The organism is Rhizobium sp. 10PS4, assembly GCF_032464805.1.
Taxonomy (GTDB): domain Bacteria; phylum Pseudomonadota; class Alphaproteobacteria; order Rhizobiales; family Rhizobiaceae; genus Rhizobium; species Rhizobium laguerreae.
The window spans coordinates 361,877-374,279 of the sequence record NZ_JAWDIW010000005.1 but is presented as its reverse complement, the minus strand read 5'-3'; the positions used below and the strand labels follow the sequence as shown (position 1 = coordinate 374,279).

Here is a 12,403-nt window from a genome sequence, read left to right as displayed (position 1 = left end):
TCAATCGGTTCACGAAACAGATGTTTGGCATTTTGCCTTTTGCACGCATCGGCCTTGCCATTGCCCTGATGGTATTGATGCCCCTCGGCGCCGGCGCTCAGGATGCCTTCAAGGAATTCAAACAGCTTGAATCGACGCCGAAGATGCCGAAGCTCGATGCCTTCATCGCGCCCGGCACGGTGCCCCAAGGGGTCAAGCTGCGCGACGTCCCGATGGAGGCCAAGCTGACGGCGGACGGCACGCCGGTTGAGGAGGGCCTTTCCTGGTACGTCTTCAGCCCGATCGCCGGAACCGATGGCAAGCTGCCGCTGATCGCCAGCGCCAAGGGCGGGCCCGCCGCCTTCCAGCTCGCCCCCGGCGATTATTTCGTCAATGTCTCCTTCGGCCGCGCCGGGGTCACCAAGAAACTGACCGTGCCCGCTGAAGGCGAGGTCGACAAGCAGGTGATGGTGCTCGATGCCGGCGGCCTGCTGCTCAATGCCGTCTCCGGCGCCGATGCCCGCATTCGCCCCGACCAGTTGAGCTTCTCGCTCTATTCCTCGGAAGTGCGCGACGATGGCGAGCGCGGCCTCGTCGTGGCCGATGTCTCGCCGAATACCGTCGTCCGTCTCAATGCCGGCACCTATCACATCGTTTCCGAATATGGCAGCGTCAACGCCGTGATCCGCGCCGACATCCAGGTCGAGGCCGGCAAACTGACCGAGGCGACGATCCAGCATCGTGCCGCGCAGATCACCTTCAAGCTGGTCTCCGATGCCGGCGGCGAGGCGATCGCCGATACGGCGTGGTCGATCCTGACGGCAGCCGGCGACAGTGTCGGCGAAAGTGTCAGCGCCTTCCCGACCATGGTTCTCGCCGAAGGCGGATATTCCGCCGTCGCCCGCAACAAGGACAAGATCTACCAGCGCGATTTCACCGTCGTCGCCGGCAGGAACACCGATGTCGAGGTTCTGATGAAGGACCAGCAGCCGCAGCCGCCGGTCAGCGCGGCCCGCACGGTGCAGCAGGTACCAGTCGGCACGCCACCGCCGCCAGGCGTCCAGCCGGCTCCGGTGGAGCCGCTGCCCTCCTACGAACAGCTCGTGCCGCAGGGCGGCGACGACACCAGCCTCGATTGATTTTTCCGTGAGCGGTTTCGGCTCGAGCCGACGTCGGCGCCACTGAGAAGACGGATCGCGGCCAGAAGCCCCGACCGTGCAGCTCTGCGGTGCTCAGGCGCGGATTCCATCATTGCCATAGAGTATTTTTCTGAATCGTACCCCGGTCTCGGGATGACTCGTTCCGATAATATTATGGTGATAGATCAGCTTCCGACAGCGCCGAAGCCCAGCGCTGTCGGTTCCCGGCCGCTTTCAGGCCGCCTTGGCTTTTTTTGCTTCGGCCTTGCGACGAATGTCAGGCGGTGTCGCTTCGAGGGCAAGGCTCTCGACGGCGGCGTCGAGCCCCATCGAAACCTGGTCCTGGCTGCCGAGGCGGCGGATATTGACCGTGCGCTCCTCCGCCTCCTTCCTGCCGCAGACGATGATGACAGGAACCTTGGTGACCGAATGCTCGCGGATCTTGTAGTTGATCTTCTCGTTGCGGAAGTCGGTCTCGACGTTGAGACCGGCCTCGCGCAGCGCCTCGGCCACTTCAAGCCCGTAGCCGTCGGCTTCCGAGGTGATCGTTGCGACCACCACCTGCAGCGGCGATACCCAGAGCGGCATGTGGCCGGCGAAGTTCTCGATCAGGATGCCGAGGAAACGCTCCATCGAGCCGCAGATGGCGCGATGGATCATCACCGGCTGCGTCTTTTCCGAGTTGCTGTCGATGTAGAAGGCGCCGAACCGCTCCGGCAGGTTGAAGTCGACCTGCGTCGTCCCGCACTGCCATTCGCGGCCGATCGCATCCTTGAGCGTATATTCGAACTTCGGACCGTAGAAGGCGCCCTCGCCCGGCACGATGCCGGTCTTGATATTGTTGGACTGCTGCTGGATCGTCTCCAGCACGCCCATCATCACGCTTTCGGCGCGGTCCCAGAGCTCGTCCGAACCGACGCGCTTTTCCGGCCGGGTGGAGAGCTTGATCGTCACTTCATCGAAGCCGAAATCCTGATAGACCGAAAGGATCAGGTCGTTGATCTTCAGGCACTCGGCGGCCATCTGCTCGTCGGTGCAGAAGATGTGCGCATCGTCCTGCGTGAAGCCGCGCACGCGCATCAGCCCATGCAGCGCGCCTGACGGCTCGTAGCGGTGGACATTGCCGAATTCGGCCAGCCGGATCGGCAGCTCGCGATAGGATTTCAGCCCGTGCTTGAAGATCTGGATATGGCCCGGGCAGTTCATCGGCTTCAGCGCGAAGACGCGGTCGTCATCGGTGTCGTCGCCGGCAACCGTTACCTTGAACATGTTGTCGCGGTACCAGCCCCAGTGACCGGAGGTTTCCCACAGCGACTTGTCGAGCACCTGCGGCGCATTGACCTCCTGATAGTCGCCAGCAAGCCGGCGGCGCATATAGGCGACCAGCGTCTGGAATACGCGCCAGCCCTTGCCGTGCCAGAAGACGACGCCGGGACCCTCTTCCTGGAAATGGAAGAGATCCATCTCGCGGCCGAGGCGGCGGTGATCGCGCTTTTCGGCTTCGGCAAGCATATGCAGGTAGTTGTCGAGTTCCGACTGCTCGGCAAAGGCCGTGCCGTAGATACGGCTCAGCATCGGGTTGTTGCTGTCGCCGCGCCAATAGGCGCCGGCCACCTTCAAGAGCTTGAAGGCGCTGCCGATCTGACCGGTCGAGGCCATGTGCGGGCCACGGCAGAGATCGAACCAGTCGCCCTGATAATAGATCTTGAGATCCTGCCCTTCCGGAATCGCGTCGACGAGTTCGACCTTGTACTGCTCGCCCTTGTCGGCGAAGACCTGTTTCGCCTTCTCGCGCGACCAGACCTGCTTGGTGAAGGCGGCGTTGCGGGCGATGATCTCCTTCATCTTTTTTTCGATCTTCGGCAGATCGTCGAGTGTAAAGGGCTCGTTCTTGGCGAAGTCGTAATAGAAGCCGTTTTCGATGACCGGGCCGATCGTCACCTGGGTGCCGGGCCAGAGCTCCTGCACTGCTTCAGCCATGACATGCGCCGCGTCATGGCGGATGAGTTCGAGCGCGCGGTCGTCATTGCGGGTGATGATCTCGATCCTGCCGGTCGTCACGGGATCGGAAAGGTCGCGCACGGCGCCGTCGATTGCAACGGCGACCGCCTTCTTGGCGAGTGACTTGGAAATGGATTCGGCGACATCCCGGCCGGTTGCGCCGGCATCATAGCCGCGCACGGAACCATCGGGAAATGTCAGGGAAATAGCTTGGGACATCGAAATTCTCCTTGTCCAGTCCCGCCAACGAATGCGGGTGGTTGACATGAAAGCGCCTCCGCGGAGCTGAATGCGCTGCCGCCTGATAGCCAGATTTCCTGTCTGAGTAAAGAAAAAGCGGGGGCTATATAATCATTTCAGTCAGCCCGCGCACGGTGTTCCAGTTGCGCATCGTACCGACGCCGAGCCGCTTGGTCGTCAGCGCCGAAAGCAGCTTGGATTGGCTCGGCTTGCCGGCGAAATCGATCCAGAGATCGCCGCCGACGACGGCGATGCGCTGTCCCTCCGTCATCAGCGGTTTCAGCGCCTCCACCTTCTCCGGGTCGACCGGCAGACGCATCACCCGGACGATGACCTGGTCGCCATTGCCATCCTTGAAGGGATTGGTGCTGCAAAGCGCCATCCAGGTGCAGTCGCTGCGCACGATGATATCGACATGTTTGCCGAACTTTTCTTCAAAGGCCTCTTCCAGCTGGGTCTCGAGTTCGTGCGGTCGCATCTCGTCGGCCTCGAAGACAAGATTGCCTGTAGAAACCAGCGTGCGCGGCTCGCGATAGCCGAGCTCTTCGGCAAGGGCGCGCAAATCCTGCATGACGACGCGGCGGTCGGGCGTCAGGACAATGCTGTGCAGAAGGGCGATGAAGGTGCTCATGGCTGCCAGAACTCCTCTGCGCCGTCGGGCAAGGTCTTCAGCACTCTGTCGAATGCGGCGGCGTGGACATGTTTTCGAACGGCCATCGCCACGTCTCGGATGGCGGTGTCGGGAGCAAAATTATGGTCACCGCGCAGTGACTGTACCTCCCGCGTCATCGCCGAACGATCCTCGAAGAACCGTTTGACCTCGTGGGGATTCCAGTCGGCGACGAAGATCGCACGCAGCACCGGCGGCAGCACATCGGCAAATCGGAGCGCATCTGCAACATCGAGGCGGCGGCGGAACGTCTGAAAGACCCCTTGGGTCATCGTGTAGACCACATTTCGGCTGTCGATCAGCGTATCGGCTCTCACATCATCGAGATAATGGTCGAAGTCTTCCGATGCACGCCTGTATTCGTCGGGCATCGTCATGGCGCTCACCCTTTCTTCCGCCCGAGGGCGAGATAGCGCCACGGCGTCCACCAGCGGAAGCTGTCGCCGAGCATCTCCGGCACCAGGTCGAGGCCGCTGGTACCGCCCGGGCCGCAGCGGCCGACGCGAAACAGCGTCATCCAGCCGCCGGCCCACAAGCCATGGCGGGCGATCGACTCGTAGCCATATTCTGAGCAGGTCGGGATATGGCGGCAGGAATTGCCGACAAAGCCGGAAAGCGTCAGCTGATAGAGGCGAATCAGCCCCATGCCGAGCAGGCGGTCGGGTGTCTTGCGGAACGGGCCGGCATAGTTGCGGGAGGTGCGTGCGGCCTTTTCGCGCGGCTTTGCTGATCCGGCGGCACCACCGTCGTCCTCATCATCGGCCTGCCGAACGCAGAACTCGCACATGTCAGTTACGCCTCGACAACTTCCGCCCGTTTTGCCTCGATCTGCCCGATCGCATCGACGACGGCATCGAAGGTCAGCATCGTCGAGGCATGGCGGGCCTTGTAGTCCCGCACCGGCAGCAGATAGCGCATGTCTTCGAATCGTCCACGGGGCCCCGCCCCGTCCGCTTTCAACATGGCGAGCATGTCCTGGCGGGCCTGGCGCAGTTCGTCCGACGTGGCGCCGACCACATGGCGGGCCATGATAGAGGACGAGGCCTGGCCGAGCGCGCAGGCCTTCACGTCATGAGCAAAACCGGTCACGGTGTCGCCATCCATCTTCAGCCAGATCCGCACCTTCGAGCCGCAGAGCTTGGAATGGGCCTGGGCGCTCGCATCGGCATCATCAAGCGTGCCGGTCAGCGGAATATTGCCGGCGAATTCGAGGATTTTGCTGTTGTAGATATCGTCCATATTTCCGCTCCAAAATCGCTGCGGATCTGCCTCTCTGAGGGCGTTATTGTCGTCAAAACAAAAAACACACCGTGTCGTGTGAGGATACTTACATACGATGGCCGTCTTCCTATATGTATGTCGTTCGAAGGCCATGAAAATGCAATGGCCTGGTGTAAGTTTGATTGGGAAACCGTGCCGGACGGGCGTTGAAATTGCCCTGAAAGCCCCGGAGCCTGCCAAAGGTGCATGAATTCCCGCATGGGATTGACCAGTGGCGATTCCGACAGATGGGTCCGCGGTGCGGACCAGGAGACCATTGTTCATGGACGCCATCGTAAAGAATTTTCCGCAGACGAACCGCGACTCGGATCGCCCCTCCCAGCAGGAGGCGGAGGAAGCCGTTCGCGTTCTGCTGCGCTGGGCAGGTGACGACCCGACACGTGAAGGCCTGCTCGAAACGCCGGCCCGCGTCGTCAAATCGTACCGCGAGCTTTTTTCCGGTTACGACATGGCGGCGGAAGACGTGCTCGGCCGCACCTTCGAGGAGGTCGCCGGTTACGACGACATGGTCCTCGTCAAGGATATTCCGTTCTACTCGCATTGCGAACACCACATGGTGCCGATCATCGGCAAGGCCCACGTTGCCTATATGCCGGACGGGCGTGTGCTCGGCCTGTCGAAGATTGCGCGTGTCGTCGAGATCTATGGCCGCCGCCTGCAGACGCAGGAAACGATGACTGCGCAGATCGCCCGGGCCATCGACGATACGCTGAATCCGCGCGGCGTCGCCGTGTTGATCGAGGCCGAACATATGTGCATGGCGATGCGCGGCGTTCAGAAGCAGGGCTCGACCACGTTGACGACGACATTCACGGGAACGTTCAAGACTGAGCCGGCCGATCAGGCCCGCTTCATGACCATGGTGCGGAGCCGCTGATACCGGCTCCCTCAGGAGGGCCGCGATGAGTCAACTGATCTTCAATCAACCATCCGAGGACAAGTCGGCGTTGGAAGACGCCGGCGATTTCACGCCGCGTTTCGACGACCGCGGCCTGATCACCGCGATCGTCACCGACGCCGGCGACGGCGAGTTGCTGATGGTGGCGCACATGAATGCCCAGGCATTGGCGCTGACCATCCAGACCGGCACCGCGCACTATTTCAGCCGTTCGCGCGGCAAGCTCTGGAAGAAGGGCGGGACCTCGGGTAATCTCCAGACGGTGAAGGAAATCCGCACCGATTGCGATCAGGACGCCATCTGGCTGAAGGTCGAGGTCGCCGGCCACGACGCCACCTGTCACACCGGCCGCCGCTCCTGCTTCTACCGGACGATCACGCTTCGAGACGGAAAGCCGATGCTTGATATCGTTGACGACGAGCTTCATTTCGATCCGCAGGATGTCTACGGAAAATAGCCTGAAATTCCCCGGCATTTGCTCCTTATTGCGCCAGAAACCGCATCTATATACCATTTGGAAACTGATCGGGCACACTATCGAAAATCAAGTGTTCTGCTGGGAGGGGAGAGCGCCATGCTGAGCTGGAGTCTGCATCGTCAAAGCTCTGAAGGCGAGGGTTCCGGTTCCGGCATATCGACCACGCTCGAGATGCTCCCGCCTCCTGCGCCTCAAAAGAAAATCAAGATTGCGCTCGCACTCGGCGGCGGCGCTGCCCGCGGCTGGGCCCATATCGGCGTGCTGCGCGCACTCGACGAAGCAAAGGTCGAGATCGGCATGATTGCCGGCACCTCGATCGGCGCGCTGGTCGGCGGCTGCTATCTCGCCGGCAAGCTCGATGAACTCGAAAGTTTCGCGCGCTCGCTGACAATGCGCCGCATCGCAAGTCTCCTCGATCTCACCATCGGCGGCAGCGGCCTGTTCGGCGGCATGCGGCTGACCAAGCGCATGCAGGAACATCTCGAAGGCCTGAACGTCGAGGATCTCGACCGGCCGTTCGTCGCGGTCGCGGCCGAGGTCAATACCGGCCATGAGGTCTGGATTGCCAATGGTTCGCTGATTACGGCGCTGCGCGCCTCCTATGCCCTGCCCGGCATTTTCGAGCCGGTGCGCAGCAATCACCGCACGCTGGTCGATGGGGCGCTGGTCAATCCCGTCCCCGTCTCCGTCTGCCGGGCCTACGAGCAGCCGCTCGTCGTCGCCGTCAATCTCAATTACGATCTCTACGGCCGCTCGGCCGTCGTCCGGCACAATGCCAGCCTGTCGGCCCAGGAAGTACAGAAACAGGAAGAGGCGCCCTATGCGCGCCTCGGCATGACCGGCGTCATGGTGCAGGCCTTCAACATCATCCAGGACAGGATCGCCCGCGCCCGCCTTGCCGGCGATCCGCCGGATATTTCGCTGCAGCCGCGCCTCAGCTATATCGGCCTTTCCGAATTCCACCGGGCCGGCGAGGCGATCGAACGCGGCTACGAGGAAGCCAGAGCCCGGCTCCCCGAGATCCAGCGCATGCAGGAAGTCTACGCAAGCAACCCCTGATGCACTTCGTCCAAAAACGCGTGACGGTTTGGGACGACGATATTAGTCAAGAGAGGTACGCGAAAACCTCAGCCGGCGATATAGGCCTTGATTTCCTCGGCCTCACGCTCGACTTCGGCGATGCGCGATTTCACCACATCGCCGATCGAGATGATGCCGGCAAGCTTGCCGTTGCTTTCCACCGGCACGTGACGGAAACGTCGGCTGGTCATCAGCTCCATCAACTCGTTGACGGTCGTCTCCTCATGGCAGCGATAGACCTTCGCGGTCATGACCTGGGACAGCGGTTGGTCGAGGCCTTCCTTGCCGTGCTTGGCGATCGCATGCACGAGATCGCGCTCGGTGAACATGCCCGAAATCCGGTTCTCCATGCCGACGACGACGATGGCGCCGATCTTCTTCTTGCTGAGGATGGCGGCCGCCTCGGCGACGGTGGCGTTCGGCCTGGCGGTGACGACGTCCCTGCCCTTCAGGTCGAGGATTGCTTTGACTGAACTGGTCATTCGAACCTCCTATGTCCGTGAAACACTTGTCACAGGCATCCGCGGCGGTTTCTCCCCCCGGCACGGATATGGGTCGATCGTGCACTGCCCGGCTCAGGATTGCAACACATCCTTCTCGGTTCCGTCAGGCTCGATCACCGGCGGGCGTGGCGCCTGGTCGAACAGCGAAAACAACAGGAAGCCGAAGACGAAGCCGCCGATATGCGCGTCCCAGGCAATCGCCTGGTCGCTGTCGCCGACCAGCGGGATGCCGACGGCGATCAACGCATTGCCGACCAGCCAGAGCAGCATGAAGATGATGACGGTACGGCTCTTCAGCGCCTCGAAGATGGAAAGCCGAGGATTGAGATGTGCAGGCAGCATCGGCCGCCGTTCGGCTGGAAAGGCGAATCGGCAGGCGGCGCCCATCAGCCCGGAGATGACACCCGATGCGCCGATCAGCAGCGACACGTCTCCCCAGTTCAGGACCGCGTGCAGTATGGCGGACGCGACAGCGGAAAAAAACCAGAAGAGCACGAAACGCAGCGTCCCGATGCGGCGCACGACCGGCGCGCCGAAGGCCATCAGCCAGAACGCGTTGAAGACGATATGCTGGAAGCTGCCGTGCAGCAGCGAATAGGTAACGGGCGTCCAGAACAGCTCCAGCCCCTGCTGCGACAGCGGAATCACGTAGCGGGCGGGAACGAAGCCGAAGGTGAAGAACAGCCAGTTCAGCGCATCGTCGGACAGCAGGAGCTCCTGCACCGCATAGATGATACCAATCAGGCAAAGGCTGAAGAACAACGCTGGCGGAAGGTTGAAGACCGGTTCACGCGGTCGTGCCGGCGGCTGGACCTCGGGAGGTTCGGGCGCCTTGTGCGGCTCGGCCGTCTGCTCATTCATCTGTGTTTTGCCTCGTTGAGGCCACAGCCATACAGGAGCGACTGTCAAAAAAAAAGCCGTCCGAAGTGCCGGACGGCGTACCGGGAGCTCCAGGAAAAGACCTCGGCCCGGGCAGGTTGTGCTGAACTTCGAAAGTCGAAGCGATGGCAGGACAGTGTCACGACGGGCACCGCATCTCAACCGAAACCATCTCTTAACCTTAACGGCCGCGATCTGGCATGAAATCCGCAAGGTAGAGCCTGTAAGGGCAATGACTGCCCGAAAATGCTCCGGAATGGGACAGGTTGGTGTGAAATGCGTGTGCAAACGACCATCGAGATTTTTGACTACTGGAACCGTATCCGCGGCGCTGCCGATGCGCCGCTGAAATCACAGGTCGAACCCTCCGCCGTCCCCCATCTTCTCCAGAGTCTGTTCATTCTGGAGAGGCGCGAGGGCGGAGAAATCGGTTTCCGGCTCGCCGGCACCCGCATCTGTGATCTCTTTGGGCGTGACCTGCGCGGCGAACGTTTTTCCTCTCTCTGGGCAAATGGTCAGGTCGCGGACATCGAACGCACGGCGATGGGCGTCATGGACCATGCCATGCCGGCCCTGTTCAACGCCACCGGCTACAGCACCGTCGGTCATCAGGCCTCCTTCGAGATTATCATGATGCCGCTGCGTTCGCCGGACGGCGCCTGCGACCGGCTGCTTGGCGCGATCGCGCCGGCAGCGGCCGCGAGCTGGCTGGAGATCGTACCGCTCGAATTCCTGGCGCTCGACCGCAGCCGCCTGCTGCCCGGAAAATTCGACAAGGCAGCACCGGCCGAACCGCGCCCGATCAACAGGATCGTCGCTGGCAAAAGCATCCATTTCGGGCAGGTCATGCGCCGCATGGTGTCGCAGCTGCTGAGTGCGGAGGCGCGCTGACGATCCCATTTCGGCACATCCGGCATACTCGTTTTCCGCTACATGGGGACACGGCAAAACAACCTTCTGTTAATGGATTGTGGGTAAAGATCGGTCTCTGCGATTTTCATGAAGAAGCCCTTTGATGCACTCGTTCCAGCCAGCTCAGACGCAACGAACTGCGCCGCGCCCTGAACAGGGCGTTTTTCAGCGCGTGCCCATCAATATGCAGGGCCGGCTGATGCTTGCGAACTACGAGGAATTCGAATGCATGGTGATCGACATGTCGCCTGGCGATATGTACGTGACCTGCCTCGGCCGGCCGCGCGCCAACGAACGCGTCGTCGCCTATATCGACCATCTCGGCCGCGTCGAAGGTTATGTCCAGACGATCGATGGCCGCGGCTTCACAATGTCGATCAACGCCACCGACCGGAAGCGCGAGAAGCTCGCGGCCCAGCTCACCTGGCTTGCCAACAAGCACGAACTCGGCCTGCCCGAGGATCGCCGCCATGACCGTTTGACACCACGTGACACGAAGACCGAGCTGACGCTCGAGGACGGCACGCGTTATTTCTGCCGCATCATGGACCTTTCGCTGTCGGGCGCTGCCGTCGACGTCGAGATGCGCCCTTCGATTGGAACGGCCGTGCGCCTCGGCAACATGCGCGGCCGCGTCGTGCGCCACTTCGTCGAGGGTGTGGCAATCGAATTCCTGTCGATCCAGTCCCGCGAAACGCTGCGGGAATTCCTTTAACAGCTGCTGAAAATTGTACTGCTTTCCAGGGTTCCCTGGGTGCAATTCTCGAGCGACTTCCATAGATCGCGATTGCCAGGTCCGGCGCGCGCCCGGTCAGGTCGTGTTGAAAAGCCTGCACGTCTTGGCACGAACTTCGCAAGCGGCAACGAATCTGGCTTTGGAAAGCCAGCGCGAAATCCTGTCGCAAGTCGTTCCACCCAGTCGGCAGATATATTATGAGTGGAACAAGCTGCGACACTGATCGGCACCCGTCTTCCCTTCGTCAGCGATATGATGGATAAGGTCCGCTTCGTCCGCAGGTGCGCCGATGTCAGCTCTTTATCCCGAAATCGAACCTTATGATCACGGCCTGCTCGATACGGGCGACGGCAATCTTATCTATTGGGAGGCCTGCGGCAATCCCGCAGGCCGGCCGGCACTGGTGCTGCATGGCGGGCCTGGCTCCGGCTGTTCGACCGCGGCGCGGCGCTATTTCGATCCCGACGCCTACCGAATCATTCTGTTCGATCAGCGCAATTGCGGCCGCAGCCTGCCGAGCGCTGCCGATCCCGAAACCGATCTCTCCCTCAACACCACTTGGCATCTCGTTGCCGATATCGAGCGGCTGCGGGCCTGTCTCGGCATCGATACCTGGCTGCTTTTCGGCAATTCCTGGGGTTCGACACTGGCGCTCGCCTATGCCGAAACCCATCCGGAGCGCGTCGCGGCGATCGTCCTGTCAGGCGTGACCACCACCCGGCGTTCCGAAATCGACTGGCTCTATCGCGGCATGGCACCGCTCTTTCCGGAAGAGTGGCATCGATTCCGCCAGGCGATTCCTCCAGGCAGCCAGGGACGAGACGAGGACATGGTCGCCGCCTATCATCGTCTCCTCAACGATCCGGACCCGGAAACGCGCCTCAAGGCGGCGCGCGACTGGCATGATTGGGAGGCGGCCTCGATCCTGCTCGCCGATCCTCAAGGCCGGCCGCGCCGTTGGGCCGATCCGGCCTATTTGCTGACGCGCGGCCGCATCATCACCCACTACTTCACCCACAGTGCCTGGCTGGAGGACGGCCAGCTTCTGAAGAACACCGCGCGGCTCAGCGGCATTCCCGGTATCCTGCTGCAGGGAAGGTTCGACGTCGAGGCGCCGCTTGTCACGGCCTGGGAACTCGCCCGCGCCTGGCCGCAAAGCGAACTCAGCATCCTTCCGCATGCTGCCCATTCCACCGCAAATCCGGATATGAGCGCGGCGATTGTGACTGCCACGGATCGATTTCGCGATTTTCCTCAAAAATAATTTTCCTGCCCACACCGGCGATTTGAACGATATTCTGCTTTTGGGTCGGCCGAATCGGTCGTTTCCGGCGGCATCGTCGGCCGGCGGCGCGCCACCGCAGACCGCTTATCGGCCGGCGGAATTTACCCGGCTCAACGAAAATCCTTAACATCAGGACGGCAACGCAGCGTTTTCTCGGGCGAAAGCCTTGTCGCATGCATTAAAATTTTAAACGAATTCGCGACAAATCCGCATCGAATTTTATGCGCATTCGAATCTGTTTTTAGTCAAGTTTTATCGGCATTTGAATCAACTAAGCCTTTAATTCTATTACGTAATTTTGCGTGGGATAAAAACGTCTGTG

The 12,403-nt window shown here is 61.3% G+C and carries 14 protein-coding genes; 7 read left to right on the top strand and 7 right to left on the bottom strand.

The window, feature by feature from the left end:
- Window positions 1-20: 20 nt before the first annotated feature.
- Window positions 21-1,118, top strand: coding sequence for a hypothetical protein (locus RWJ89_RS12200; protein ID WP_131665313.1), 1,098 nt, complete (start codon window positions 21-23; stop codon window positions 1,116-1,118).
- Between the two features lie 234 nt (window positions 1,119-1,352).
- On the opposite strand, the gene thrS is transcribed toward RWJ89_RS12200, so the two are convergent.
- The 5 genes from thrS to RWJ89_RS12175 all read right to left on the bottom strand — a co-directional run bounded on the left by thrS (window position 1,353) and on the right by RWJ89_RS12175 (window position 5,268).
- Entirely contained in the window at window positions 1,353-3,338 is a 1,986-nt protein-coding gene (thrS, locus tag RWJ89_RS12195) for a threonine--tRNA ligase (protein WP_131642176.1), read from the bottom strand.
- Between the two features lie 124 nt (window positions 3,339-3,462).
- Window positions 3,463-3,990: a DUF1697 domain-containing protein gene (locus tag RWJ89_RS12190; protein WP_131665312.1), complete on the bottom strand. Its 528-nt coding sequence runs from the start codon at window positions 3,988-3,990 to the stop codon at window positions 3,463-3,465.
- A complete protein-coding gene (locus tag RWJ89_RS12185; protein WP_131665311.1) occupies window positions 3,987-4,406 on the bottom strand; it encodes a DUF2267 domain-containing protein in 420 nt (139 codons plus the stop codon). Before RWJ89_RS12185 ends, RWJ89_RS12190 begins: the two co-directional genes overlap by 4 nt.
- A 5-nt stretch (window positions 4,407-4,411) precedes the next feature.
- A complete protein-coding gene (gene yidD / locus RWJ89_RS12180) occupies window positions 4,412-4,816 on the bottom strand; it encodes a membrane protein insertion efficiency factor YidD (RefSeq protein ID WP_131665310.1) in 405 nt (134 codons plus the stop codon).
- Between the two features lie 5 nt (window positions 4,817-4,821).
- On the bottom strand, window positions 4,822-5,268 hold the full coding sequence (locus tag RWJ89_RS12175; protein ID WP_065280044.1) for an iron-sulfur cluster assembly scaffold protein: 447 nt from the start codon (window positions 5,266-5,268) through the stop codon (window positions 4,822-4,824).
- 304 nt (window positions 5,269-5,572) lie between these two features.
- Here RWJ89_RS12175 and folE point away from each other — a divergent pair, with 304 nt between their 5' ends.
- From folE to RWJ89_RS12160, 3 genes are all read left to right on the top strand, one after another.
- The gene (folE, locus tag RWJ89_RS12170) at window positions 5,573-6,187 is read left to right on the top strand and encodes a GTP cyclohydrolase I FolE (RefSeq protein ID WP_017960561.1); all 615 of its coding nucleotides are present in this window, start codon (window positions 5,573-5,575) and stop codon (window positions 6,185-6,187) included.
- A 25-nt stretch (window positions 6,188-6,212) separates the two neighbouring features.
- Window positions 6,213-6,665, top strand: a complete 453-nt coding sequence (hisI, locus tag RWJ89_RS12165; protein ID WP_131665309.1) for a phosphoribosyl-AMP cyclohydrolase — start codon at window positions 6,213-6,215, stop codon at window positions 6,663-6,665.
- Between the two features lie 117 nt (window positions 6,666-6,782).
- On the top strand, window positions 6,783-7,745 hold the full coding sequence (locus RWJ89_RS12160) for a patatin-like phospholipase family protein (RefSeq protein WP_077978218.1): 963 nt from the start codon (window positions 6,783-6,785) through the stop codon (window positions 7,743-7,745).
- Window positions 7,746-7,813: 68 nt separating this feature from the next.
- Here the strand turns inward: RWJ89_RS12160 and RWJ89_RS12155 are convergent, their stop codons facing one another.
- Window positions 7,814-8,248 (bottom strand): CBS domain-containing protein, encoded by a 435-nt coding sequence (locus tag RWJ89_RS12155; protein ID WP_131665308.1) that lies wholly within the window; start codon window positions 8,246-8,248, stop codon window positions 7,814-7,816.
- A 93-nt stretch (window positions 8,249-8,341) separates the two neighbouring features.
- The gene (locus RWJ89_RS12150; protein WP_316030952.1) at window positions 8,342-9,130 is read right to left on the bottom strand and encodes a rhomboid family intramembrane serine protease; all 789 of its coding nucleotides are present in this window, start codon (window positions 9,128-9,130) and stop codon (window positions 8,342-8,344) included.
- Window positions 9,131-9,394: 264 nt separating this feature from the next.
- Between RWJ89_RS12150 and RWJ89_RS12145 the strand changes: the two genes are divergently transcribed.
- The 3 genes from RWJ89_RS12145 to pip all read left to right on the top strand — a co-directional run bounded on the left by RWJ89_RS12145 (window position 9,395) and on the right by pip (window position 12,060).
- Window positions 9,395-10,039, top strand: a complete 645-nt coding sequence (locus tag RWJ89_RS12145) for a PAS domain-containing protein (RefSeq protein ID WP_131665306.1) — start codon at window positions 9,395-9,397, stop codon at window positions 10,037-10,039.
- 124 nt (window positions 10,040-10,163) lie between these two features.
- Entirely contained in the window at window positions 10,164-10,775 is a 612-nt protein-coding gene (locus RWJ89_RS12140) for a PilZ domain-containing protein (RefSeq protein WP_131665305.1), read from the top strand.
- A gap of 310 nt (window positions 10,776-11,085) precedes the next feature.
- A complete protein-coding gene (gene pip / locus RWJ89_RS12135) occupies window positions 11,086-12,060 on the top strand; it encodes a prolyl aminopeptidase (protein ID WP_316030951.1) in 975 nt (324 codons plus the stop codon).
- The last annotated feature ends 343 nt before the right edge of the window (window positions 12,061-12,403 follow it).

Coding starts and splice junctions, on each gene's coding strand:
- RWJ89_RS12185 (WP_131665311.1), bottom strand. CDS start 4,406: ATGACGATGCCCGACGAATACAGGCGTGCATCGGAAGACTTCGACCAT.
- RWJ89_RS12200 (WP_131665313.1), top strand. CDS start 21: ATGTTTGGCATTTTGCCTTTTGCACGCATCGGCCTTGCCATTGCCCTG.
- RWJ89_RS12140 (WP_131665305.1), top strand. CDS start 10,164: ATGCACTCGTTCCAGCCAGCTCAGACGCAACGAACTGCGCCGCGCCCT.
- RWJ89_RS12190 (WP_131665312.1), bottom strand. CDS start 3,990: ATGAGCACCTTCATCGCCCTTCTGCACAGCATTGTCCTGACGCCCGAC.
- hisI (WP_131665309.1), top strand. CDS start 6,213: ATGAGTCAACTGATCTTCAATCAACCATCCGAGGACAAGTCGGCGTTG.
- pip (WP_316030951.1), top strand. CDS start 11,086: ATGTCAGCTCTTTATCCCGAAATCGAACCTTATGATCACGGCCTGCTC.
- RWJ89_RS12150 (WP_316030952.1), bottom strand. CDS start 9,130: ATGAATGAGCAGACGGCCGAGCCGCACAAGGCGCCCGAACCTCCCGAG.
- thrS (WP_131642176.1), bottom strand. CDS start 3,338: ATGTCCCAAGCTATTTCCCTGACATTTCCCGATGGTTCCGTGCGCGGC.
- RWJ89_RS12145 (WP_131665306.1), top strand. CDS start 9,395: ATGCTCCGGAATGGGACAGGTTGGTGTGAAATGCGTGTGCAAACGACC.
- RWJ89_RS12175 (WP_065280044.1), bottom strand. CDS start 5,268: ATGGACGATATCTACAACAGCAAAATCCTCGAATTCGCCGGCAATATT.
- RWJ89_RS12160 (WP_077978218.1), top strand. CDS start 6,783: ATGCTGAGCTGGAGTCTGCATCGTCAAAGCTCTGAAGGCGAGGGTTCC.
- folE (WP_017960561.1), top strand. CDS start 5,573: ATGGACGCCATCGTAAAGAATTTTCCGCAGACGAACCGCGACTCGGAT.
- yidD (WP_131665310.1), bottom strand. CDS start 4,816: ATGTGCGAGTTCTGCGTTCGGCAGGCCGATGATGAGGACGACGGTGGT.
- RWJ89_RS12155 (WP_131665308.1), bottom strand. CDS start 8,248: ATGACCAGTTCAGTCAAAGCAATCCTCGACCTGAAGGGCAGGGACGTC.